Below are 23162 nucleotides of genomic sequence, written 5' to 3'. Positions count from 1 at the left end.
AACCCACCAGTAGGCGCGACGACTTGGCCGAAAATACGACGAACGCCGAGAAGAGCGATGCTGCAAGCCGCCATCGCGGCGCGGGAATGCTGTTTGCGCTGCTCGGCTTTGCACTGCTTTCCTGCGGCGATGGGCTGATCAAGTCGACCGCAGGCCAATGGCCGGGCATGGCGGTGGCGGCACTGCGCTTCACGCTGGGTGCGATCGGGCTGGGACTGGTGCTGCTGATCCGGGAGGGGCCGCAAGGTTTCCGTTTTCCGCGACCCAAGGTGCAGCTGGCGCGGGGCTTCTTTCTTGCCGGGGCGACGGTCACCTTTTTCTCCAGCATCTTCCTGATGCCGCTCGCCACTGCGACCTCGATCCAGTTCATGGCGCCGCTGCTCACAGCGGTGATCTCCTCGATCCTCTACAAGGAACGCTTGAGCCCGGGGAGGTGGGTGGCGACGCTGATCGCCTTTGTCGGCGTGATGATCGTGCTCAGGCCCAGCTTTGCCGATCTGGGCCCTGCGGCGCTGCTGCCGCTTGCCGCCGCGTTCGGGATGAGCGGGCTGATGATGAGCAATGCGCGCGCTGCCGGATCGGGCAGTGTGCTGCTGATGCAATTTCTGGTCGCCGCCGTCGCCGCGCCGCTGCTTATCCTCTACGCCGTGCTGGGGCATCTGTCGGGCGTGCCCTCGCTGCAGATCGGCTGGCCGAGCTGGTATGTCGTGATCGTCTGTGCCACCGTGGCCGTATCGGCCAGCTTCAGCCACATGTTCGTGTATCTTGCCACCGCGCGCAGCTCGGCGGCGACCGTGGCGCCGATGGTCTATGTCCAGATCATCGTTGCCATCGCGATCGGCGTGGTCTTCTATCGCGACTATCCCGATCTCGTCGCACTGGCCGGTACCGGGGTGATCATCGCGAGCGGAATCTATCTGCTGCGCGACGGACGCAGATAGGGAAGGGCGATCATGGCGCTGACGGGTTGGATCATCGGGCTGGCGATGCAGATGGCAAGCCTGCCTGCTCCGCCGCCGCTGCCCTGCTGGATCGAGGGCCGCTGGGTGTCAGAAGAGGCGGACGGACGCTGGACCGAGGAGAACTGGACCGGCTGTCGCGCCGAGACGATGCTCGGTACCGGTCGCGGCGGACGTGGCGGCGAGGTCATCACCTATGAATTCATGCGCATCGCGCGCAACGAGAATGGCGACCTGATGTTCTACGGCGCGCCGTTCGGCAACCCGGCAGCAGCGTTTCGCGCGGTCAAGGGTGGCCCGGCGGAGATCGTGTTCGTCAACGCCAACCACGAATATCCGCAACGCATCCGCTACTGGATGCAAGGCGACATGCTGATGGCCGAGGCAAGCATGCGCGATGGCAGCAAACCGCAGGCTTGGCGGTACAAGCGGATCAAGTAGCGACGGGCACGGACTTCGTCATTCCCGCGCCAGCGGGAATCCCGCTCTTTCTTCAACGTCGCGTCAGAAGCGGGACCCCCCGCCTTCGCGGGGGTGACGGTAAAGCTTTGTGTTTGAACGTCTAAAATCAGCCCGAGACGCGCTCGGCCAGGATCGTCAGACCCTTCTCGTTGACCTCGGCAAAGCCGCCCTCGATCGCGATCGTCTCGGGCTGCGCGCCATCGCTCTTGTAGATCGAGACCAGGCCGTCGCGGACCGTCGACATCAGCGGCGCATGGCCTTCGAGCACGCCGAACTCGCCCTCAGCGCCGGGCACGACGACCATGTGGACCGCTTCGGAGCGGACCAGCTTTTCGGGGGTGACGAGTTCAAAATGCAGTGCCATTTCAACTTCCTTTAAGCCCTCTCCCCTTGAGGGGAGAGGGTTGGGAAAGGGGAGGTGCGCAAGGGTGCCGCCCCTCTCAACTTCGGCTAGCGAGCAAGCTCGCAAGCCTCCGTATCTCTCCCCTGAAGGGGAGAGAGCATTTGCAGATTAAGCCGCTTCTGCCAGCGTCTTGGCCTTTTCGATGGCCTCGTCGATGCCGCCGACCATGTAGAAGGCTGCTTCGGGCAGATGGTCATATTCGCCATCGACCACGGCCTTGAAGCTCTTCACGGTGTCTTCCAGCGAGACGAACTTGCCGGGGATGCCGGTGAACACTTCGGCTACGTGGAAGGGCTGCGACAGGAACTTCTGGATCTTGCGCGCGCGGGCGACGGTGAGCTTGTCCTCTTCCGAAAGCTCGTCCATCCCCAGAATGGCGATGATGTCCTGCAGCGACTTGTACTTCTGCAGCGTCGACTGGACCGCACGGGCGGTTTCGTAATGCTCGACGCCGACGACGCGGGGCTCGAGAACGCGGCTGGTCGAATCGAGCGGGTCCACCGCCGGATAGATGCCGAGTTCCGAGATCGCGCGGTTGAGCACGGTCGTCGCGTCAAGGTGCGCGAACGAGGTGGCGGGCGCCGGGTCGGTCAAGTCGTCCGCGGGCACGTAGATCGCCTGCACCGAGGTGATCGAACCCTTGTTGGTCGAAGTGATGCGCTCCTGCAGCGCGCCCATGTCGGTCGACAGGGTCGGCTGATAGCCCACGGCCGAAGGAATACGGCCGAGCAGCGCCGACACTTCCGAACCCGCCTGGGTGAAGCGGAAGATGTTGTCGACGAAGAACAGCACGTCCTGGCCTTCCTGGTCGCGGAAATATTCCGCGATGGTCAGACCCGACAGCGCGACGCGGGCGCGGGCACCCGGGGGCTCGTTCATCTGGCCATAGACCAGCGCCACCTTCGAACCTTCGCTGATCGCGTTGCCATCGGCGTCCTTGGCGATAACGCCGGCGTCGAGGAATTCGTGATAGAGGTCGTTGCCCTCGCGGGTACGCTCACCCACGCCGGCGAACACCGAGGTACCACCATGGCCCTTGGCGATGTTGTTGATCAGTTCCTGGATGAGCACGGTCTTGCCCACGCCGGCACCGCCGAACAGGCCGATCTTGCCGCCCTTGGCATAGGGGGCGAGCAGGTCGATGACCTTGATGCCGGTGACCAGAATTTCCGATTCGGTCGACTGGTCGACGAATTCGGGAGCCTTGGCGTGGATGGGGGCCGAGGCCTTCGCGTTGATCGGACCGCGCTCGTCGATCGGCTCGCCGACCACGTTCATGATGCGGCCGAGCGTTTCGGGACCCACGGGCATGCGGATCTGCGCGCCGGTATCGGTGACGTTCTGGCCGCGAACCAGGCCGTCGGTGCCGTCCATGGCGATGCAGCGCACGGTGTTTTCACCCAGGTGCTGGGCGACTTCGAGCACCAGACGCTGGCCGTTGTTCTCGGTTTCCAGCGCGTTCAGAATGGCGGGGATTTCGCCGTCAAAGGTCACGTCGACGACCGCGCCGATAACCTGGCTGATCTTGCCGATATTGTTGGTGGTTGCCATGAGCTGTTTCCTGCTTTCGGACGGTTAGAGGGCTTCGGCGCCCGAGATGATTTCAACGAGTTCGGTGGTGATCGCGGCCTGGCGGCTGCGGTTATATTCGATGGTGAGCCGGTTGATGAGGTCGCCCGCGTTGCGCGTCGCGTTATCCATCGCGGTCATCGAGGCACCCTGTTCCGACGCGGCATTCTCGAGCAGCGCGCCGAAGATCTGCGTCGTGACGTTGCGCGGCAGCAGCTCGGCGAGGATTTCCTCCTCATCCGGCTCGTATTCCACAGCCGCTTCGCTGGCGACAGCATCACCCGCCGGAATGGCGACGGGGATGATCTGACGGCCGACAGGCTCCTGCAGCAGCGCCGAACGGAACTTGCTGTAGAACAGATGGGCGACGTCGAACTCGCCCTTTTCATACATTGCGATCAGTTCGGCCGAAATCGCCTGCGCTTCGGCAAAGCCTTGGTTCTTCAGGTTGGTGGTGTCGAAATAGCGGACGATCTGCTTGGGATAGTCGCGGATGATCATCCCGCGGCCCTTGCGACCGACGAGATAGAACAGCACGGTCTTGCCCGCTGCTTCCAGCTCGCGCGCCTTCAGCTTGGCGGCCTTGACAATATTAGAGTTGAACGCACCGCACAGACCGCGATCCGACGAGGTCACGATCAGCAGATGCACCTGATCCTTGCCGGTGCCGGCCAGCAGCTTCGGGCTCGAATCGCTGATCGAGATCTTCGATGCCAGCGAGGCCATCACGCGCTCAAGCCGCTCGGAATACGGGCGCGCAGCTTCGGCCGCGGCCTGCGCCTTGCGCAGCTTGGCGGATGCCACCATCTGCTTGGCCTTGGTGATCTTCTGGGTCGACTTGACCGAGGCGATCCGGCCCTTGAGTTCTTTCAGACTGGCCATTCTTGTCCTTCCACTCCCTCTCCCCTTCAGGGGGGAGGGTCGGGGAGGGGGGACCATGCACCGCTGGCGCGGCAGCCCCTCTCCCAACCCTCTCCCCTCAAGGAGAGAGGGCTATGTGATATCAAGCAAACGTCTTCGCGAACGCGTCCAGCGCAGCCTTGAGGCCAGCCTTGGCATCGTCGCCCAGATCCTTGGTTTCGCGGATCGTGGCGAGCAAGTCGGCATGGTCGGTGCGCAGGAAGCTCAGCATCGCGGCTTCATATTCGTTCACCCGGTTGACCGGCAGCGCATCGAGATAGCCGTTGGTGCCGGCGAAGATCGAGGCAGTCTGCTCTTCGAACGGCAGCGGGCTGAACTGCGGCTGCTTGAGCAGCTCGGTCAGGCGCTGGCCGCGGTTGAGCAGCTTCTGGGTCGAAGCGTCGAGGTCCGAACCGAACTGGGCGAACGCGGCCATTTCGCGATACTGCGCGAGCTCGAGCTTGATCGAGCCCGACACCTTCTTCATCGCCTTGGTCTGAGCCGCCGATCCCACGCGCGACACCGACAGGCCGACGTTGATGGCCGGACGGATGCCCTGGTAGAACAGGTTGGTTTCAAGGAAGATCTGGCCGTCGGTGATTGAGATCACGTTGGTCGGAATATAGGCCGACACGTCGCCCGCCTGGGTTTCGATGATCGGCAGCGCGGTCAGCGAACCCGAACCATTGGCCGAGTTCATCTTCGCGGCACGCTCGAGCAGGCGCGAGTGGAGATAGAACACGTCGCCGGGATAGGCTTCACGGCCCGGAGGACGACGCAGCAGCAGCGACATCTGGCGATAGGCGACGGCCTGCTTCGACAGATCGTCATAGACGATCAGCGCGTGCATGCCGTTGTCGCGGAAATATTCGCCCATGGTGCAGCCGGTATACGGTGCCAGGAACTGAAGCGGAGCCGGCTCCGAAGCGGTGGCGGCGACGACGATGGTATATTCCATCGCGCCCGATTCCTCGAGCTGACGCACGATCTGCGCCACGGTCGAACGCTTCTGGCCGATGGCGACATAGATGCAGTACAGCTTCTTGCCTTCATCGTCGCCGGCATTGGCGCCCTTCTGGTTGATAAAGGTGTCGATCGCGACGGCGGTCTTGCCGGTCTGACGGTCACCGATGATCAGCTCGCGCTGGCCGCGGCCGACGGGAACGAGCGCGTCGATCGCCTTGAGGCCGGTCTGCACGGGTTCGTGCACCGAGGTGCGCGGGATGATACCCGGTGCCTTGGTTTCGACGCGCATGCGCTTTTCGGCGACGATCGGGCCCTTGCCGTCGATCGGGTTGCCGAGACCATCGACCACGCGGCCCAGCAGGCCCTTGCCGACGGGCACGTCCACGATGGTGCCGGTGCGCTTGACGACATCGCCTTCCTTGATCTCGGCGTCCGAGCCGAAGATCACGACGCCGACATTGTCGGCTTCGAGGTTGAGCGCCATGCCCTGCACGCCGTTCGAGAACTCGACCATTTCACCGGCCTGAACGTTGTCGAGGCCGTGGATGCGCGCGATGCCGTCGCCGACGCTCAGCACGCTGCCCACTTCGGACACTTGCGCATCCGTGCCAAAATTGGCGATCTGATCCTTGATAACCTTGGAGATTTCTGCGGCACGAATGTCCATGAGAATGTTAGCCTTTCATCGCTTGGCTGAGCGTGTTGAGACGGGTCTTGATGCTGGAATCGATCATCTGGCTGCCCATGCGGACAATCAGGCCGCCCAAGATGGACGGATCGACTTTCGCGGTGATCTTGATGCTGCGACCGGCGCGGTCCTTGAGCTGCTTGCGGATTTCGTCGAGCTGCGCTTCCGAAAGCGGGAAGGCCGATGTGACTTCGGCGGTAACTTCTCCGCGATGGGCGGCAACGAGCTGGTCGAAGGCGGCGAGGATCGACGAAAGCTGGCCCAGGCGACGGTTGGTCGCCAGCACACCGAGCAGGTTGCCGGTCATCTTGTCGAGCTTGAGCGTTTCGGCGAGCGAGGCGACGATCTTCTCGGCCGCGGCGCGGCTGATCGTCTGGCTCTTGGTCAGCGCAGCGAAATCTTCCGACTCGTTCAGCGCGGCGCGGAGCGTTGCGACGCTGGTTTCGACTTCGGCAAGCTGCTTTTCGTCGCGCGCGAGCGAAAAGAGCGCCGAGGCGTAACGCCCTGCCAGACTGGCCTGTATCCCGCCGGAAATGTCCACGCGAATGCTTTCCCTTGCCGTTATGATATTGCGTCAGGCGCTGGGCGGGAGACGCCAGCCTCCCTCACCTGTCGGCGCGGCGGTTAGCACTCATATTGCTGCATTGCAAGACGCCCGGCAAACATCGGGTCCAGCCGGTCTTCCCCCGCAAAAAATGGGGATTTTTTGCTTCAACGTGAAGGCGGCGTTTACCAAATTTTCGCATCGGGCGGGCATGAGGCCAGCATGGCATTTTGTCTTAGGCCAACCATGGAATCGCCTTGCCGATGCGGAAAATTCAAGATTTGCGCTCTGATCTGTCCAAGGGCTTTGCGAGCATGGGCGTGGAAGCCAAGGTTCGCTTCAGCCTGACGGCCATGCTTGCCATGCTCGCGCTGCTGGCCTTTGTGGCGATCGGTGTGGTTGGCGTCACCCAGTATACGACGCGCCATCTGGTAACGGCTCGCATCCAGCCGACGATGCAGATGCAGTCCCTGGGTGATGGCTATCGCGAGACAATGCGCCTTGCGACCAAGGTGCGCTGGGGCCTAATAAGCGGCAAGGAGGCATTGATCGAGCTGGATGCGCGCAAGCGCCGGATTACCGGCGACTGGAAGCGGATAGAAGACGGTGCGTTCGGCCATGAATTCCCGAAGAGGATTGTCCAGCTGCGCCGCGCAAGGGTGCCGGCTGACGGCGCTATCGACGAGTTGCGCAGGCAGATCGTGGCTTTTAACCGTCACGGCAGGCGTGTCGATCCGCCGGTAGCGCTGCATCGACAGATCGATCCTCTGCTGGCCCAAAGCCAGGCCGCCGTTACCGAAATGCGCGGCCTTGCGCGGACCACCCTGGTGTGGCTGAACGTCATCCAGATCGCAGCGCTGATCTTCTGTTCGCTGCTGATGCTGGGTGCCGGGCTGTTCGTGCGCTGGTGCATCGGATATGCCACGCGCGATTTTCTGGTGCCGTTGGTGGCGCTGGCGCAATATGCGCTGCCGGAAAGGCGCAACAGCGTGAAAGCCCATGATCTCGGGCTGCGCCGGCGCGATGAGATCGGCGCCATTGCCCGCGCCATTCACCGTTCGCACGGCAAGGCCGAGCGGGCGCTCAAGGCCGAGCAGGAACGACGGCTGGCCGAACTCAAGCTCCAGCGCGAGCAGCTTCAGTGGCAGGAGGAACGCCATCGCCGCGCGGTGACGATCGATGCGCTGTTCGCGAGCTACGAGGCCAAGCTCTCCGAATTGTCCGAGCAGCTCGCCAAGGCGGCGAGCGGCATGCGCGAAGGTGCGCAGGACATGCAGCGCAACGCTGCGCAGCATCAGACCTTCAGCCAGAATTTCGCCGACCGGGCAACCCGCGCAGCCGAATCGATGAAGGTCATAGACCGCCATGGACGCCGGCTGCAGCAGACGGGTGGGGGCGTGCGTGAACTCGTCGCCGACAGTTCGCGCAACATCTATGACGCGCATCATGCCAGCCGCCTGAGCCGCGAGACGGCAGACCAGCTTCACGAGGTCGCTGGCGAAATTTCTGGTATTCTCGCGATGATCACGCATATCGCCAAGCAGACCAACCTGCTGGCGCTGAACGCGACGATCGAGGCCGCGCGTGCGGGCGAGGCCGGTCGGGGTTTTGCCGTCGTGGCGCAGGAGGTGAAGAATCTTGCCAGCCAGACTCAGGCAGCAGCGGCGCTGGTCGAACAACGCCTCGGCAGCGTTTCGGCGATGACCCAGCAAGTGTCGCATGCGGTCAATTCGGTGGACGGGCATGTCGACATGATCCGACACAATGCGGATCGGATCGACGAGGCCGTGAGCGAGCAGCATGACGCCAGCCGGGATATCCTTGATGCGCTCCGCTCGCTGATGACCAATGGGGACGAGGTGATGGATCAGATCGCCGAGCTGACGGACAAGTCGGCTTATGCCAATCTCTCGGCCGAGGCGCTGAGCCAGACAGCCGAAGCGGTCGCGCGCCAATCGCAGGAGTTGCGCGAACAGATGCGGCAATTGGCTCAGGCAGTGCGAGCGGCGTGATCGCCGCTTTGACCGCATGAAGCGGGACGCGCCGAAAATCCGCTCTCGATAGGACTGCAGACATCCCATTCACACGGAGATGTTCGATGACCTACCGCATAGCTGGCCTGCCGCCAGCCGACTTCCTGCCGCTGTTCGCGCTATCCGATGCCGAGCTTGCTCCGCACCGCGCCGTGCGCGTCACTGCGAGCCAGCATCCCGGCTATCCCTGCCGTGTAACGCTCCGCGATGCGCCGGTGGGCGAGGAACTGATCCTGCTCCACCATGTCAGCCATGATGTCGCGACGCCCTATCGCAGCGCCTTTGCGATCTATGTCAGTCAGGCCGACATTGCGGCAGATTGTCGGGAGGTTCTTCCGCCGGTGATGCAGGGGCGGTCTTTGGGACTGCGCGGGTTCGATGCAGCGGGAATGCTGCGCGATGCCAGGCTCGCGCCCCCCGGTGAGGCCGATGCGGGCATCCGCGATCTGTTCGGCGATCCGGAGATCGCCTATATCCACGCCCACAACGCGGCACATGGCTGCTTTGTGGCGAGGGTGGACCGGGCATGAGCGGGCTGATCGATCTGGACGAGGATGCGGCCTGGGCTGCCGTTCTGCGCCGCGACCGCAGCCATGACGGGCGCTTCGTCACCGGCGTGCTCAGCACCGGCATCTATTGCCGCCCATCATGCGCTGCGCGGCATCCTGCGCGCGCCAATGTCCGTTTCTTCGCCGATGGCGCTGCCGCCAGAGCCGCTGGCTTGCGCGCGTGCAAGCGCTGCCTGCCCGATGATGTCGCGCGCGATGAGACGGCGGTGCTCACCGCGATCCGCGCGATCCGCGCGAGCGAGGAGCCACTGGCCTTGGCGTCGCTGGCGGCCGAATGCGGTTATTCGCCCGCGCATTTCCAGCGCGTGTTTACCCGGCATACCGGCCTGTCGCCCAGCGCCTATGCCCGAGCACTGCGCACCGAGCGCGCCCGCGACGCGCTGAGCGGCAGCGAGCGGGTGGTCGATGCGATCTACGAAGCAGGGTTCAGTGCGCCGTCGCGCTTTTACGATTCGATGAAGGGACGGATGGGGATGGAACCAAGCGTCTGGAAGAATGGCGGGCAGGGGGTGCTGATCCACTGGACCCAGGCGGCTACCTCGCTGGGCCGCATGCTGGTCGCCTGGACCGACAAGGGGGTGTGCCGCCTGTCGTTCGAGGAAGAGGCCGAGGCGCTGGCCAGGCGCTTTCCTGCGGCCGAGCTGAAAGCGGCGGGCGAGGAAGCGGCGCAATTCGTCTCCGCGATCGTCGCCGAGGTGGAAAGCCCGCGCACCGGCGCCGAGATACCGGTCGATGTACGCGGTACCGCGTTCCAGGAAGCGGTGTGGAAGGCGCTGTCCGACATTCCGCCGGGCGAGACACGCAGCTATGCGCAGATTGCGGCCAGCATCGGCAAGCCCGCAGCGGTGCGCGCGGTGGGATCGGCCTGCGGGGCGAACCCGGTCGCGGTGCTGATTCCCTGCCACCGCGCGCTGCGCACCGATGGCACGCTGGGGGGCTATGCCTATGGCCTGGGCATCAAGACCGAACTGCTCAAGCGCGAAGGCGAGTGACCCGCCGCAAGCTCATTCCTTGGGCTTGGCCCCAGGCTTGAGCGTGCAGCTATAGGTCAGCACCTCGTTGGGCTGTGCCGGCAGCGCTTGGCGCAGCGCCTTCTGCATGTCCTCCAGCTCGGCCATGCGATCGGGCTCGGCGGTGCAGCTCTTGTCCGCATAGCGCGCACGGATCTTGCGGGCGTTGTTCATCGCGTCGAGTCCGAGCTGGAAATTCTCGGTGCGGAATTCGCGCGTGTCGGGGCTGAACTGGTTGATCGCGACCAGCTGGTCCTCGTTGCGCACGAACACCCGCGTCCAGCCGTCGACATCCTGCCCGTACTGCGTGCGATTGTTGACGCAGCCGCTCGCGGTCCAGGCGATTTCGACCGGATCGGGGCTGGACGTGGTGATCTTGCTGCGCTCGGGAACGATCCGGCACATATAGGTGCCGTCGCGACTGGCCGCGAGCTCGTCCTTGCCTCCCAGTTCCTTCTTCACCATTGCAAGGGCAATATCTTCGGCCTGGTTGAAGCCGGGCCGCAGCACAAAGATCAGGACTGCCGTCAGCGCGAGCGCGCCCGTGGCCCCGGCGGCGATCTTGCGCCGCTCCATCTCGCCGCGATCGTGCAACACCCAGGTCGCGCCGCTTGCCAGCCCGGCCAGAACCAGGAACAAAGCGGCAAAGGCGATATGGTTCTCGCGCGCGCTGATTACCGCATGTTCGGCATCGCGCAGTGCGCGCTCTTCCAGATCGCGCCGCTCGGCCTTCTCGGTCAGTGCCTTTTCGCGCGCCGCTTCGGCAGCCTCGGCCGACCGCTCGCGCTCTTCCGCAGACAACTCGGCGACCGAACGGCAGGGGGAATCGGCCAGCTGATAATCGACCTTGGCCGAACGCAGGAAGCCGAGCACCTCGCGGTTGGAAACGGCGAAGCCATATTCGGCATCATTGCCGTCGGACAGCGAGCCGAAGCTGTTCACCCCGACCGCGCGGCCGCACATATCGACCAGCGGGCCGCCGCTATTGCCCTTGGCCAGCGCAGCGGTATGCAGGATCGTGTCGAAATCCCGAGTGGTCCTGCCGCCGGAAACCACGCCTGGTGCCTTGACCGGGGCCATGGGCGCGATCGTCTCGCGCGCATCGAGCCCCTGCGCGCGGTCCACCGCTGCCGGATAGCCTATCGCCATGACCGAAGCGCCATCGTCGAGCGGCGTCTGCAGCAAGGCGAGGGCCGGCAGGCGGCCGCGTTCCAGCTGGATCAGCGCGAGGTCGTTGCGCGGCGACAGCGCGATCAGCCGTCCGCCATAGGTGGTGGTGCCTTCGGACGGGATGATGCCGATGCGGATGCTGGCATCCTCGCGCAGCGGGGCGACCAGATGGGCATTGGTGATGATCTTGTCCGGCGCGACGGCAAAGCCGCTGCCATGGCCGACATAGAAGGTCTCGCCATCTTCCTCCGCGACCAGCACGACGCGCACGACAGAGCGGCTGGCGGCCTGGATATCGGCGGGATCGGCGGCGAGCGGCACGGCGACGAGCGCCGCACATGCGGCGATCAGCAGGACGATAAAGCGCATCGGGTTCATGAGGAGAACCTCATAGCGCTGCTGTCAGACAAAGCTATAGGGATCGACGTCCACCGCCACGCGCACGCCCGGAGCCCAGCGCATCGGCTGCAGCCACTCGCGGATGATCCGCTGCATCTCGACATTGCGCCTGGCATGGACGAGCAGCCGGAATCGATGCCGTCCGCGCAGCAGCGAGAGCGGGGCAGGGGCGGGGCCATAGACGGCAAAGCCATCGTGCTCGGGCGCGACGGCCCCGGCCTGGCGCGCCGCCTTGTGGGCTTCGGCATGGTCTTCGGACGAGATGATGATGGCCGCCAGCCTGCCGAACGGCGGCACGTTCGCATCGCGCCGCGCCTGGGTTTCGGCGGCATAGAAGGCCTCGCGGTCGCCCTGGACGAGCGCGTCGATCACCGGCGCCTCGGGATGGCGGGTCTGGATGAAGACCTCGCCAGGCTTTGCGGCGCGGCCCGCGCGGCCGGCCACCTGCGCGATCTGCTGGAAGGTGCGCTCGCCCGCGCGCAGATCGCCGCCTTCCAGGCCGATGTCCGCATCGATCACCCCGACCAGTGTCAGGTCGGGAAAGTGATAGCCCTTGGTGACCAGCTGGGTGCCGATGATGACGTCGATCGCTCTTGCCTCGACCTGTGCGACGAACTCGGCGGCCTTTTCGGGCGACCAGATGGTATCCGATGTCACGATCGCCCGGCGTGCCTCGGGCATCAGGGCGGCGACCTCGTCGGCGATCCGCTCGACGCCAGGGCCGCAGGCTACCAGGCAATCGGTCTCGCCGCATTCGGGGCACGCGCTGGGCGAAGGCTCGGCATGGCCGCAATGATGGCAGGCGAGCCGCCCGGACAGCCGGTGATCGACCATCCAGGCGCTGCAATTGGGGCATTTGAAGCGGTGGCCGCAATGGCGGCACAACGTCAGCGGGGCATAGCCGCGCCGGTTAAGGAACAGCAGCGACTGTTCGCCCCGCGCCAACCGTTCCTGCATCGCCTCGAGCAGCGGCGGGGCGATCCACTGGTTGCGGGGCGGCGGGTTCTGCGTCAGGTCGATCAAGCCGATGCGCGGCAGCTGCGCGCCGCCATAGCGGTGGGTAAGGGTAAGCGGCTCATAGCGTCCCGCCTCGGCCATCACCCTGCTTTCGAGCGCTGGCGTCGCGCTCGAAAGCACGACGGGGCAGCCCTCGAACCGTCCACGCATCACCGCGACATCGCGCGCATTGTAGCGCACCCCGTCTTCCTGCTTGAAGCTGGTCTCGTGCGCCTCGTCGACGATGATGACGCCGAGATTCGCATAAGGCAGGAACAGCGCGGAACGTGCGCCGACGACGATCTTCGCCTCGCCCGAGATGATCGCATTCCAAGCGCGCCGCCGCTCAGTCTGCTTGAGCCCCGAATGCCATGGCACCGGCGCGGCCCCGAAGCGCGCCTCGATGCGGGTGAGGAAAGGCTGAGTCAGCGCAATTTCGGGGAGCAGCAACAGTGTCTGCTTGTTCTGTCGAAGCGCTTCGGCGACAGCTTCGAAATAGACCTCGGTCTTGCCTGATCCGGTAACGCCGTCGAGCAGGAAGGGCATCGGTTCGGCGTTGCGGACTGCCTCGGCCAGCCGGTCGGCAGCTGCCTGCTGTTCATCGTTGAGGGCAGGCACGATATGGTCAGGATCCGGGCGCGGCCAGGGGCGGTCGTTCGGTACCTCCACCGCCTCGAACGCGCCCGAGGTCACCAGCGAGCGGATCACCCCTTCGGACACCTCCGCCAGCGCGGCCAGCTCGCGTACCGTCGCCTGCTCTCCGGCCAGCCTGTCATAGACCTGCTGACGCTGCGGCGTCATGCGGGCAGGGGGCTCGCCGGTCAGCCGATATTCGGTGATCGACCGGCCGGGCCCGAGCAGCGATCCGCTAGGCAGCGCCATTCGCGCGACCGCGGCAGGGCTGGCAAGATAATAATCTGCGGTCCATTCGATCAGGCGGCGCAGGGCATGCGACAATGGCGGCATGTCATAGCGCGCGAGCACCGGGCGCAAGCGGCTCGCCTCGATCTCCTCGGCGCCGAAAGCGCCAGCATCCCAGACGATACCATCGATCCGGCGCGGCCCCAGCGGCACCTGCACCACGCTGCCGACGGGGAGGTCCATGCCCGCAGGCACGCTGTAATCGAACGGGCCGACCGCCGAGTTGAACAGGAGAACGCGGACGCGAGTCATCATGCCATCCCAGATAGGGATTCGGGCGGCTAACGCATAGCTTTGGTTACTTCACCCAGCCCAGGCCGATCGTCTCGTAGATCTCGCGGTCCTCGTCCCAGCCTTCCTGTACCTTGACGTGCAGGAACAGATGGACGGGAACGCCGAGCACCTTTGACAGCTCTGCGCGCGCGCGTTCGCCGATTTCCTTGATCCGCGCACCGCCCTTGCCCAGCACGATCGCGCGCTGGGTGTCCCGCGCGACGAGGATCTGCTGGTGGATCTCGATCGAGCCGTCCTTGCGGGTGATATACTTTTCGGGGACCACCGCGCTGGCATAAGGCAGTTCGGCGTGGAGCTGGTTGAACAGCTGCTCGCGTGTGATCTCGGTGGCGAGCAGGCGCTCGCTGGCGTCGGAAACCTGGTCTTCCGGGAAATGCCACTGGCCTTCGGGCATCGCAGCGGCAAGCCAGGCCTTGAGTTCCTCGACCCCATCGCCGGTCAGCGCGCTGATGAAGAACACTTCATCAAACCCGCCCGCCGCGTGCAGATGCTGCGCCTGGACCAGCAGCTTGTCCTTGGCGGCGATATCGACCTTGTTGAGCACCAGGATCTTGCGCTCGGGCCGCATCGCGACCTGCTCGACCAGTCGCTCGAGCCGGTCGGAGCGCTTGGCCTTGGCATCGACGACCAGTGCGATCACGTCTGCGCCGTCCGATCCTTCCCAGGCGGCATTGACCATCGCGCGATCGAAGCGGCGATCGGGATCGAAAATTCCGGGCGTATCGACCAGCATGATCTGCGCCGGGCCTGCCAGCGCGATGCCCAGCAGCCGGGTGCGCGTGGTCTGCGCCTTGGGGCTGGTGATCGCGACCTTCTGCCCGACCAGCTGATTCACCAGGGTCGATTTGCCCGCATTGGGTGCACCGAGCACCGCGACAAGGCCGCAGCGGGTGGGATTGGTATCTTCGCTCATCGTCCATGCTCCGCGAGAAACTGTTTTGCGGCCAGCGTTTCGGCCTCCTGCTTGCTGGTGCCGGTCGCCTCGGCGATGCCCAGCCCCTTGATCTCGACCTGCACGGTAAAGCGCAAATCATGGTCAGGCCCCGACTTGCGCAACAGCGTATAGACCGGGGTCTTGCGATTGCGCGCGGCGGCCCATTCCTGCAGCTCGGACTTGGGATGGCGCGGCGCTTCGCTGATCGCGCCGATCCGGTCGGCCCAGTGCCGCTCGACAAACGCGCGCGCGACCGAAAGACCCCCATCGATATAGAGCGCGCCGATCAGCGCCTCGACCACATCGCCCAGGATGTTCGTGCTGCCCGCGCCGCCATCGTCGCGCGCCTGCTTGCCCAGCCGGATCAGCGGGCCGAGCTTGCACGCACGCGCGATCTCGGCGCAGCTCTCGCGCGACACCAGCCGGTTGAGAAAGGCCGACATCTGCCCCTCGGCCGCCTTGGGAAAGCGCGTGTAGAGCAGTTCCGCGATCACCATGCCCAGGACGCGATCGCCCAGAAACTCGAGCCGCTGATAATCGGGAGTCACCCCCGTACTGCCATGGGTCAGCGCCTGGACGAACAGGGCAGGTTGGCGCGGCTTGTAATCGAGGATGGGCAGCAGCGCCGCAAGGTCTGGCTCAGCGCTCAAAAGCCTTCCCCGATGCGGTCCCAGCGCGCGGCGGAGAACCAGGTCCAGGGCAGGAACCAGCTCGCCGAGCCATCGGTCGAGAACACCGTGACCAGCGCGCGGCCGACCAGATATTTCTGCGGTACGATGCCGATGCCCTGGCCTTCGACGGCGGGAAAACGGCTGTCGAGGCTGTTGTCGCGATTGTCGCCCATCAGGAACATGTGACCTTGCGGAACGATGATCGCTTCGGTCGTGTCGCGCGGCGCGTCGATCAGGTCGAGCACATTGTAGGTCTTGCCGTTGGGAAGCGTTTCCTGAAAGCGCGGATAGCTGCACACGGCGCTGCCATCGGGCCGCGGAAGCTCGAAGCTGCGGTCATAGCAGCGCGTATTGGGCGAGACGGGGATGACGAAATCGGAAATACGCTTCTTCGCAATCGGTTTGCCGTTGAGCCACACGACGCCATCGCGCATCTGGATGGTATCGCCAGGCAACCCGATGACGCGCTTGATATAGTCCGCGCTGGCACCCGGCGGCGCCTTGAACACCACCACGTCGCCGCGCTCGGGCTGGCTGGCAAAGATGCGTCCGGGGATCAGCGGCAGGTTGAACGGCAGGCTGTAGCGCGAATAGCCATAGGACCATTTCGACACGAGCAGATAGTCGCCGACCACCAGCCGGGGCTGCATCGATTCCGAAGGGATATTGAACGGCGAGACGATGAAGCTGCGCAGAATGAAGAAGAAGATCGCAAGCTTGACCAGAAATTGCAGAAAGTCCGCCGTTTCCGACTTGGGCTTGGGCGATGTGGCGGCGGTTTCGGTCATTTTTCCCCTTTGATGACCCGGCAATCCGGCGTCAAGTCCCATCGCGAGCGGGCAAAGCCTCTCGCCAAGCCGGGATCGGCCCGCTAAACCCCGCCCCAGCGCCCCCAGCCTGAAAGGTACACGATGTCCGTCCAAGCCGATGCCATTTGGCAATCGATTGCAGAAATCCCGCGCCCGACCCTCGCCACGCTGTTTGCCGATGATACGGCGCGAGTATCGAACCTGTCGCACCGCATCCCGCTCGCGGGCACCGACATCCTGTTCGATTTTTCCAAGACGCATCTCGATGCCGCGCTGATCAAGAAGTTCGAGGAACTGTCCGCAGCGATGCATCTGGCGGGCATGCGCGATCAGCTGCTCGCGGGCGCCAAGATCAACACCAGCGAGGATCGCGCCGCCGAGCACCCGGCCGAGCGTGGCATGGGCGCCGAGGATTCGGTCAAGAACGCGCAGCGGCTGCACCAGCGCATGGCGGCGCTGGTCGAAGCGATCGACCAGGGCGTGTTCGGCGAGATCAAGCATGTGCTGCACATCGGCATCGGCGGTTCGGCGCTTGGGCCCAAGCTGATCATCGATGCCCTGTGCCGCGACAGCGACCGCTATGATGTGGCGGTCGTTGCCAATGTCGATGGCGAGGCGCTGTCCGAGGCGGTGGACAGGTTCGATCCCGCAAAGACGCTGGTCGCGATCGCGTCCAAGACCTTCACCACCACCGAGACGCTGATGAATGCGGAAAGTGCGATCGACTGGCTGCGCGGCGGCGGGGTGGAAGATCCCTATGGCCAGCTCGTCGCACTGACCGCCGCGCCCGAAAAGGCGATGGAATTCGGCATCGACGAGACGCGCATCCTGCCGTTTTCCGAGACCGTGGGCGGGCGTTATTCGGTCTGGTCGAGCATCGGCTTTCCCGTTGCGATGGCGCTGGGAAATAACGGCTTTGCCGAGTTCCGCGCCGGGGCGCTGGCGATGGACCGGCATTTCGCGACTGCGCCGCTCGCCGCCAACATGCCCGTGCTCGCCGCCTTTGCGGACCTGTATTATGCGCAGGTCCGTCATTGCCAGACGCGTGCGGTCTTCGCCTATGACGAGCGGCTGCGGTTGCTCCCCGATTATCTCCAGCAGCTGGAAATGGAGAGCAACGGCAAGGGCGTGCGCCGCGACGGATCGCCGCTCGGCCGCGCCAGCGCGCCGATCACCTGGGGTGGCGTCGGCACCGATGCGCAGCATGCGGTGTTCCAGCTGCTGCATCAGGGCACGCATCTGGTGCCGGTCGAGTTCATCGCCTCGCGCCTCAGCGCGCACGAATTCGACGAGGCGCACCACCGCGCGCTGCTGACCAACTGCTTCGCGCAGGGCGCGGCGCTGATGCAGGGCAAGGCCAGCGACGATCCGCAGCGCAGCTATCCCGGCGACCGGCCTTCGATGACGATCCTGCTCGACAATGTCGATCCGCAAAGCCTGGGTGCGCTGATCGCGTTCTACGAACACCGCACCTTCGCCAATGCCATGCTGCTGGGGATCAATCCTTTTGACCAGTTCGGTGTTGAACTGGGCAAGGAAATCGCCAAATCCATGGGCAACCGCCAGTCCGGCGATTTCGACCCCTCCACCGCTGCGCTGATCGAGGCGGCGGGTCTCTGAGGGGGCGACTGACCGAGTTCCCAGGAGTTTTTCGATGAGTGATTATGATTACGACCTGTTCGTCATCGGAGCAGGATCGGGCGGGGTGCGCGCATCGCGTATCGCCTCGTCCTATGGCGCGAAGGTCGCGGTCGCCGAGGAATATCGCGTCGGCGGCACCTGCGTCATCCGCGGTTGCGTGCCCAAGAAGCTGCTGGTCTATGGATCGCACTTCGCCGAGGACCTTGAAGATGCGCAGAATTACGGCTGGGAGATTGAGGGCACCAAGTTCAGCTGGCAGGTGCTGCGCGACCGCGTGCTGGCCGATGTCGACCGGCTCAATGGAGCGTACAAGTCGACACTGACCAACCACAATGTCACGATCATCGAGGAGCGCGCGGAAATCATCGCGCCGCATGTCGTGAAGCTGGCGAGCGGGCAGGAGATCAGCGCGAAATATATCCTGATCGCGGTCGGTGCGCGGCCCTATGTGCCCGAATTCCCGGGCTCCGAACATTGTCTCACCTCGAACGAGATGTTCCATCTCGAGGAACTGCCGCGCCGTGCGGTGATCGCGGGCGGTGGCTATATCGCCAACGAGTTTGCCGGCATCCTCAACGGGCTCGGCACCCGCGTCACCGTGGTCAATCGCGGCGACACGATCCTGCGCGGCTATGACGAGTCCCTGCGCGATCGCCTGCTGCAGATTTCGATGACCAAGGGTATCGAGTTCAAGTTCAAGGCCCCGTTCGAGAAGATCGAGAAGCGCGAGGACGGCACGCTGGACGTGTTCCTGAAGGGGCATGACCCGATCAACACCGATATCGTGATGGTCGCCACGGGCCGCGTGCCCAAGGTCGAGGGGCTGGGGCTCGAGCATGTCGGCATCGAGACCGACGATCAGGGCGCGATCCCGGTCGACGAATACAGCAAGACCGCGTGCGACAGCATCTATGCGGTGGGTGATGTCACCAACCGGGTGCAGCTGACCCCGGTGGCGATCCGCGAGGGCCAGGCGTTCGCCGACACCGTGTTCGGCGGAAAGCCGAAGACCGTGGATTACAATTGCATCCCGACCGCCGTGTTCTCGCAGCCCCCGATCGCCTCGGTCGGGCTGACCGAAGGCGAGGCGCGCAACCGCTATGGCAATATCCGGGTGTACTCCGCCGATTTCCGTCCGATGCGCAACGTGTTCGCGCACCGCGCCGAACGTGGCCTCTACAAGATGATCACCGAGGAACCTTCGGGCAAGATCCTGGGGCTGCACATGATCGGCCCGGATTCGCCGGAAATCCTACAGGCCGCCGCGATTGCGGTCAAGGCGGGGCTGACCAAGCAGGCGTTCGATGATACCGTCGCGCTGCACCCCAGCATGGCCGAAGAGCTGGTGCTGATGAAATAAGCGATTACCCGATCTGGTACGGCACCATGCCGCGCCGGTCGGGATCGATCACCAGCGGGCGATCGGTCGGCGGAAAGGCGCGCTGGTCGCAATTGTCGCGCGGGCAGGTGCGGCAGCTGATGCCGATCGGGGTCACGGCTCCGGCGGCCGCGGTATCGAGTCCGTCGGCATATATGAAATGCCGCGCATGCTCGACCTCGCAGCCCAGCGCGACCGCGTAGCGGCGCGGCTTGCGGCCATAGCTGCCCGACGGCTTGACCAGCCCCTTGGCCATCGACACGTAGCGCAGCCCGTCAGGCGTTTCGGCCATCTGCACCAGGATACGGTCGGGGATGGCGGCGGCCTCGTGCACCACCCAGAGCGGACACGCGCCACCGAAGCGGGCGAACTGCAGCCGGGTGGCACTGTGCCGCTTGGTAATGTTGCCCGCCATGTCCACCCGGCAGAAGAAGACCGGAAGCCCGCGCGCGCCGGGGCGCTGCAGCGTCGATAGACGGTGGCAGGCCTGTTCGAAACTGACCCCGAAGCGGTGCGTCAGCTGATCGATATCATGGCGGCACGCCATCGCCGCCTCGCGAAAGCGCGCATAGGGCATGACGAGCGCTCCGGCGGCATAATTGGCGAGGCCCACCGAGACCAGCTTCTGCGCCTGTTCGCTCTTGAGCTTGGCATTGGCGGCGAGGATCGCGATGGCAAAACGCATCTCGTGCGCCATAAGCCGGTGCGCGAGCATGAAATAGCGCGATTCCGGCGCGATCCCTTCCGCCAGATAGAGCGTGCGGCTGGCGGAATCATATTGGCTGAGCGGCGCATTGGGATCGGCGGAGCGCAATGGCTTCACCGTGATGCCATGGTCGCGGTGCAGCCGCGCGATCAGGCCATCGGGGGTGAGGTCCTCGCTCAGTTCCTCGGCAATCTGCTCGGCATTGCGGTCGAGCTGGTCGATATAATTGCCCGATTCATGAAACCAGTCGCGCACCTCTTCCCAAGGCAGGCGCGCATTGTGCTGCCCGGTCGCCGCCAGGCTGTCATCGAGCATCGCCGAGCGCTCCTGCGCCTGGCGATAGCCCTGATAGAGGTTGGTGATGAGGTGCGCGATCTCGGGATGGCTGTCGCGCAGCCGCGCAAAGCGCACCGGATCGATCTCCAGCCCGCCCAGCACCGGATCGTCGAGCAGGCTCTGCCAGTTGAGCGACGGCGCACCCTCGGGCGCGTCCTCCAGCTCGAACGCGAAGTGCCGCGACAATTGGGTGAGCACCTGCGGCGTGATCGGCCGCTCGTCATTTTCGATCTGGCTGAGGTAACTGGTCGATATGCCCAGCGCCTCGGCCATCGCGGCCTGGTTGAGGCCGGAATGGCGGCGGACGGCGCGGACGCGGGCTCCGGCATAAAGGCGTTTGCGGCGAGACATCGTGCCGATCGACTAGTTTGCAAACTGGCGGTTTGCAAGTTCGCTATTTAACATTTGCGTGTCGGGTCAAAGGCTGGAAAGGAAGGGTCCCGATTTCAGCTGAAGAGGATGCGATGCAGGCCATATTGGAAGAACTGGCGGCGAGGCGCGACAAGGCGCATCTGGGTGGCGGCACCAAGCGCATCGAGGCACAGCACGCCAAGGGCAAGCTCACCGCCCGCGAGCGGATCGACGTGCTGCTCGATCCGGGCAGCTTCGAAGAATATGACATGTATGTCGAGCATAACTGCGTCGATTTCGGCATGCAGGATCAGGTCATCCCCGGCGACGGCGTGGTCACCGGATCGGGCACGGTCAATGGCCGCCTGGTCTTCGTGTTCAGCCAGGATTTCACCGTGTTTGGCGGCTCATTGTCCGAACGGCACGCGCAGAAGATCTGCAAGATCATGGACATGGCGATGAAGGTCGGCGCGCCGGTGATCGGCCTCAACGATTCCGGCGGTGCGCGCATCCAGGAAGGCGTGGCGTCCTTGGGCGGCTATGCCGAGGTGTTCCAGCGCAATGTGCTGGCATCGGGCGTGGTGCCGCAGCTTTCGGTGATCATGGGGCCGTGCGCGGGCGGTGCGGTCTACAGTCCTGCCATGACCGACTTCATCTTCATGGTGAAGGATTCGAGTTACATGTTCGTCACCGGCCCCGATGTGGTGAAGACGGTGACCAACGAGGTGGTGACGCAGGAGGAACTGGGCGGGGCGGTGACGCATACGGCCAAGTCGGGCGTCGCCGATGTCGCGTTCGATAATGACATCGAGGCGCTGCTCGCCGCGCGCGACCTGATCGACTATCTGCCGCTGTCAAACCGCGAGGCGCTGCCCGAGCGCCCGACCGCCGACCCCTGGGACCGGATCGAGAACAGCCTCGACACGCTGATCCCGGCCAATCCCAACATGCCCTATGACATGCACGAGCTGATCAAAAAGACGCTCGACGAGGGCGAATTCTTCGAGCTTCAGCCCACGCATGCGGGCAATATCATCACCGGCTTCGGGCGCATCGAGGGCCGCACCGTAGGCGTGGTCGCCAACCAGCCGATGGTGCTGGCGGGCTGTCTCGACATCAACTCGTCCAAAAAGGCCGCGCGTTTTGTTCGGTTTTGCGATTGCTTCGACATCCCGATCATCACCTTTGTCGACGTGCCCGGCTTCCTGCCCGGTGTGGCGCAGGAGCATTCGGGCATCATCAAGCATGGCGCGAAGCTCCTCTTCGCCTATGCCGAGGCGACCGTGCCGAAGATCACCGTCATCACCCGCAAGGCCTATGGCGGCGCCTATGACGTGATGGCCTCAAAGCACCTGCGCGGCGACCTCAACTACGCCTGGCCCACCGCCGAAATCGCGGTGATGGGCGCAAAGGGCGCGGTCGAGATCATCTTCCGGGGCAAGACCGCGGACGAGATTGCCGAGCGCACCAAGGAATATGAAGCGCGCTTCGCCAATCCGTTCGTGGCGGCGAGCAAGGGCTTTATCGACGAGGTGATCATGCCGCATTCGACCCGGCGGAGGATCGCGTTGGGGCTGAGGAAGCTGCGGAACAAGAGCCTCGAGAACCCGTGGAAGAAGCATGACAATATTCCGCTTTAGGAGCAGCGCGTGAACAACAACTCCTCACGCAAAGATGCGACTCAGGTCGCAATTTTAGCCCTTGGGGTCACCGTGGGCGCTATCGTCTACATGGTCATCAGGTATTCATGATCGAATTTTTCGATGCGGTGTATGACCCGCGCCCCAAGGCTTCGGGTTGAATTTGTTTCAGGGTCCAGCTCGCCCCACGCGCCGACGTTACGGGGAGCCGATTGGATGCTGAAACAAGTTCAGCTTGACGGGATTTGAGAGAGGAATACGCCAGTGAAGCTGGGAAGACTGAACCACATCGGGGTTGCTACGCCCTCCATAGCGGACTCGATCGTGTTCTACCGCGATGTCATGGGCGCGACCAAGATTCATGAACCTTTCGACCTGCCCGAACAGGGGGTGAAGGTTTGCTTTGTCGATACGCCGGGAGCGGATGGCGCGCTGAATGGCACGCAGATCGAGCTGATCGAGCCGCTGCCGGGCAATGCCTCGATTGCGTCGTTCCTTGAGAAGAACCCGAGCGGTGGGCAGCATCATGTCTGCTATGAGGTGCCCGATATTCACGCGGCCAAGGCGGAGTTCGAGGGCTTAGGCAAGCGCGTGCTGGGCGAGCCGCGCATCGGCGCGCATGGGACGCTGATCTTCTTCGTGCACCCGAAGGACATGGGCGGGGTGCTGACCGAGATCATGGAGACGCCCAAGGGCGAGGGGCATTGAGCATCAAACCTTCTCCCTTGAAGGGAGAAGGATACGGAGCCTTGTCGGCGAAGCCGGCTAGGCGCAGTTGGATGAGGGTGATGGGCGCGGATATTGGCGCATTTT

The 23162-nt window shown here is 64.2% G+C and carries 20 protein-coding genes; 9 read left to right on the top strand and 11 right to left on the bottom strand.

Annotation, left to right across the window (positions count from 1 at the left end):
• Nucleotides 1-23: 23 nt before the first annotated feature.
• Both OPU69_RS13680 and OPU69_RS13675 read left to right on the top strand, forming a co-directional pair.
• Nucleotides 24-941: a DMT family transporter gene (locus tag OPU69_RS13680; protein ID WP_498511781.1), complete on the top strand. Its 918-nt coding sequence runs from the start codon at nucleotides 24-26 to the stop codon at nucleotides 939-941.
• A gap of 12 nt (nucleotides 942-953) precedes the next feature.
• Nucleotides 954-1400, top strand: a complete 447-nt coding sequence (locus OPU69_RS13675) for a DUF6265 family protein (protein ID WP_498511779.1) — start codon at nucleotides 954-956, stop codon at nucleotides 1398-1400.
• Nucleotides 1401-1527: 127 nt separating this feature from the next.
• On the opposite strand, the gene OPU69_RS13670 is transcribed toward OPU69_RS13675, so the two are convergent.
• The 5 genes from OPU69_RS13670 to OPU69_RS13650 form a co-directional block, all read right to left on the bottom strand.
• Nucleotides 1528-1785 (bottom strand): ATP synthase F1 subunit epsilon, encoded by a 258-nt coding sequence (locus OPU69_RS13670; protein ID WP_498511777.1) that lies wholly within the window; start codon nucleotides 1783-1785, stop codon nucleotides 1528-1530.
• Nucleotides 1786-1932: 147 nt separating this feature from the next.
• Nucleotides 1933-3375 carry a F0F1 ATP synthase subunit beta gene (gene atpD, locus OPU69_RS13665; protein WP_060978878.1) on the bottom strand — a complete coding sequence of 481 codons (1443 nt, stop codon included), beginning with the start codon at nucleotides 3373-3375 and terminating at the stop codon, nucleotides 1933-1935.
• A gap of 24 nt (nucleotides 3376-3399) precedes the next feature.
• Complete coding sequence (locus tag OPU69_RS13660) at nucleotides 3400-4275, bottom strand: F0F1 ATP synthase subunit gamma (protein WP_498511775.1); 876 nt, start codon at nucleotides 4273-4275, stop codon at nucleotides 3400-3402.
• Between the two features lie 121 nt (nucleotides 4276-4396).
• Entirely contained in the window at nucleotides 4397-5926 is a 1530-nt protein-coding gene (gene atpA / locus OPU69_RS13655; RefSeq protein WP_060978098.1) for a F0F1 ATP synthase subunit alpha, read from the bottom strand.
• Nucleotides 5927-5933: 7 nt separating this feature from the next.
• Entirely contained in the window at nucleotides 5934-6488 is a 555-nt protein-coding gene (locus tag OPU69_RS13650) for a F0F1 ATP synthase subunit delta (RefSeq protein WP_066282753.1), read from the bottom strand.
• 266 nt (nucleotides 6489-6754) lie between these two features.
• Between OPU69_RS13650 and OPU69_RS13645 the strand changes: the two genes are divergently transcribed.
• The 3 genes from OPU69_RS13645 to ada all read left to right on the top strand — a co-directional run bounded on the left by OPU69_RS13645 (nucleotide 6755) and on the right by ada (nucleotide 10085).
• Nucleotides 6755-8503, top strand: coding sequence for a methyl-accepting chemotaxis protein (locus tag OPU69_RS13645; RefSeq protein WP_498511772.1), 1749 nt, complete (start codon nucleotides 6755-6757; stop codon nucleotides 8501-8503).
• An 86-nt stretch (nucleotides 8504-8589) separates the two neighbouring features.
• Nucleotides 8590-9054 (top strand): DUF1203 domain-containing protein, encoded by a 465-nt coding sequence (locus OPU69_RS13640; RefSeq protein ID WP_498511770.1) that lies wholly within the window; start codon nucleotides 8590-8592, stop codon nucleotides 9052-9054.
• A complete protein-coding gene (gene ada, locus OPU69_RS13635) occupies nucleotides 9051-10085 on the top strand; it encodes a bifunctional DNA-binding transcriptional regulator/O6-methylguanine-DNA methyltransferase Ada (protein ID WP_060978102.1) in 1035 nt (344 codons plus the stop codon). The genes OPU69_RS13640 and ada overlap by 4 nt, the downstream gene beginning before the upstream one ends.
• 12 nt (nucleotides 10086-10097) lie before the next feature.
• Here the strand turns inward: ada and OPU69_RS13630 are convergent, their stop codons facing one another.
• From OPU69_RS13630 to lepB, 5 genes are read right to left on the bottom strand one after another with little or no spacing between them, the layout of a single operon-like run.
• On the bottom strand, nucleotides 10098-11642 hold the full coding sequence (locus OPU69_RS13630; RefSeq protein ID WP_498511768.1) for a S1C family serine protease: 1545 nt from the start codon (nucleotides 11640-11642) through the stop codon (nucleotides 10098-10100).
• A gap of 33 nt (nucleotides 11643-11675) precedes the next feature.
• The gene (locus tag OPU69_RS13625) at nucleotides 11676-13841 is read right to left on the bottom strand and encodes a primosomal protein N' (RefSeq protein WP_498511918.1); all 2166 of its coding nucleotides are present in this window, start codon (nucleotides 13839-13841) and stop codon (nucleotides 11676-11678) included.
• 46 nt (nucleotides 13842-13887) lie between these two features.
• On the bottom strand, nucleotides 13888-14796 hold the full coding sequence (gene era / locus OPU69_RS13620) for a GTPase Era (protein WP_060978105.1): 909 nt from the start codon (nucleotides 14794-14796) through the stop codon (nucleotides 13888-13890).
• Nucleotides 14793-15467 (bottom strand): ribonuclease III, encoded by a 675-nt coding sequence (gene rnc, locus OPU69_RS13615; protein WP_498511765.1) that lies wholly within the window; start codon nucleotides 15465-15467, stop codon nucleotides 14793-14795. Before rnc ends, era begins: the two co-directional genes overlap by 4 nt.
• A complete protein-coding gene (gene lepB / locus OPU69_RS13610) occupies nucleotides 15464-16276 on the bottom strand; it encodes a signal peptidase I (RefSeq protein WP_060978106.1) in 813 nt (270 codons plus the stop codon). The genes rnc and lepB overlap by 4 nt, the downstream gene beginning before the upstream one ends.
• 123 nt (nucleotides 16277-16399) lie before the next feature.
• Between lepB and pgi the strand changes: the two genes are divergently transcribed.
• Together pgi and gor are read left to right on the top strand one after the other, a co-directional pair.
• Complete coding sequence (gene pgi / locus OPU69_RS13605) at nucleotides 16400-17917, top strand: glucose-6-phosphate isomerase (RefSeq protein WP_498511763.1); 1518 nt, start codon at nucleotides 16400-16402, stop codon at nucleotides 17915-17917.
• Nucleotides 17918-17951: 34 nt separating this feature from the next.
• Nucleotides 17952-19298: a glutathione-disulfide reductase gene (gene gor, locus OPU69_RS13600; protein WP_498511761.1), complete on the top strand. Its 1347-nt coding sequence runs from the start codon at nucleotides 17952-17954 to the stop codon at nucleotides 19296-19298.
• A 4-nt stretch (nucleotides 19299-19302) separates the two neighbouring features.
• Here the strand turns inward: gor and OPU69_RS13595 are convergent, their stop codons facing one another.
• Nucleotides 19303-20709, bottom strand: a complete 1407-nt coding sequence (locus OPU69_RS13595) for a helix-turn-helix domain-containing protein (RefSeq protein ID WP_498511759.1) — start codon at nucleotides 20707-20709, stop codon at nucleotides 19303-19305.
• A 113-nt stretch (nucleotides 20710-20822) separates the two neighbouring features.
• Here OPU69_RS13595 and OPU69_RS13590 point away from each other — a divergent pair, with 113 nt between their 5' ends.
• Together OPU69_RS13590 and mce are read left to right on the top strand one after the other, a co-directional pair.
• Nucleotides 20823-22349, top strand: coding sequence for an acyl-CoA carboxylase subunit beta (locus OPU69_RS13590; protein WP_498511757.1), 1527 nt, complete (start codon nucleotides 20823-20825; stop codon nucleotides 22347-22349).
• A 264-nt stretch (nucleotides 22350-22613) separates the two neighbouring features.
• The gene (gene mce, locus OPU69_RS13585) at nucleotides 22614-23057 is read left to right on the top strand and encodes a methylmalonyl-CoA epimerase (protein ID WP_060978111.1); all 444 of its coding nucleotides are present in this window, start codon (nucleotides 22614-22616) and stop codon (nucleotides 23055-23057) included.
• Nucleotides 23058-23162: the final 105 nt, after the last annotated feature.

The sequence above is a fragment of the Blastomonas sp. 34TW genome, assembly GCF_059803595.1.
This window is presented reverse-complemented; position numbering and strand designations above follow the sequence as displayed.

Excerpts from the sequence above, each read along its gene's own strand:
- OPU69_RS13645 (WP_498511772.1), top strand. The coding sequence starts at position 6,755 with ATGCGGAAAATTCAAGATTTGCGCTCTGATCTGTCCAAGGGCTTTGCG.
- era (WP_060978105.1), bottom strand. The coding sequence starts at position 14,796 with ATGAGCGAAGATACCAATCCCACCCGCTGCGGCCTTGTCGCGGTGCTC.
- OPU69_RS13590 (WP_498511757.1), top strand. The coding sequence starts at position 20,823 with ATGCAGGCCATATTGGAAGAACTGGCGGCGAGGCGCGACAAGGCGCAT.
- OPU69_RS13595 (WP_498511759.1), bottom strand. The coding sequence starts at position 20,709 with ATGTCTCGCCGCAAACGCCTTTATGCCGGAGCCCGCGTCCGCGCCGTC.
- OPU69_RS13630 (WP_498511768.1), bottom strand. The coding sequence starts at position 11,642 with ATGCGCTTTATCGTCCTGCTGATCGCCGCATGTGCGGCGCTCGTCGCC.
- atpA (WP_060978098.1), bottom strand. The coding sequence starts at position 5,926 with ATGGACATTCGTGCCGCAGAAATCTCCAAGGTTATCAAGGATCAGATC.
- OPU69_RS13670 (WP_498511777.1), bottom strand. The coding sequence starts at position 1,785 with ATGGCACTGCATTTTGAACTCGTCACCCCCGAAAAGCTGGTCCGCTCC.
- OPU69_RS13625 (WP_498511918.1), bottom strand. The coding sequence starts at position 13,841 with ATGACTCGCGTCCGCGTTCTCCTGTTCAACTCGGCGGTCGGCCCGTTC.
- pgi (WP_498511763.1), top strand. The coding sequence starts at position 16,400 with ATGTCCGTCCAAGCCGATGCCATTTGGCAATCGATTGCAGAAATCCCG.
- gor (WP_498511761.1), top strand. The coding sequence starts at position 17,952 with ATGAGTGATTATGATTACGACCTGTTCGTCATCGGAGCAGGATCGGGC.
- ada (WP_060978102.1), top strand. The coding sequence starts at position 9,051 with ATGAGCGGGCTGATCGATCTGGACGAGGATGCGGCCTGGGCTGCCGTT.
- atpD (WP_060978878.1), bottom strand. The coding sequence starts at position 3,375 with ATGGCAACCACCAACAATATCGGCAAGATCAGCCAGGTTATCGGCGCG.
- OPU69_RS13675 (WP_498511779.1), top strand. The coding sequence starts at position 954 with ATGGCGCTGACGGGTTGGATCATCGGGCTGGCGATGCAGATGGCAAGC.
- OPU69_RS13660 (WP_498511775.1), bottom strand. The coding sequence starts at position 4,275 with ATGGCCAGTCTGAAAGAACTCAAGGGCCGGATCGCCTCGGTCAAGTCG.
- lepB (WP_060978106.1), bottom strand. The coding sequence starts at position 16,276 with ATGACCGAAACCGCCGCCACATCGCCCAAGCCCAAGTCGGAAACGGCG.
- OPU69_RS13640 (WP_498511770.1), top strand. The coding sequence starts at position 8,590 with ATGACCTACCGCATAGCTGGCCTGCCGCCAGCCGACTTCCTGCCGCTG.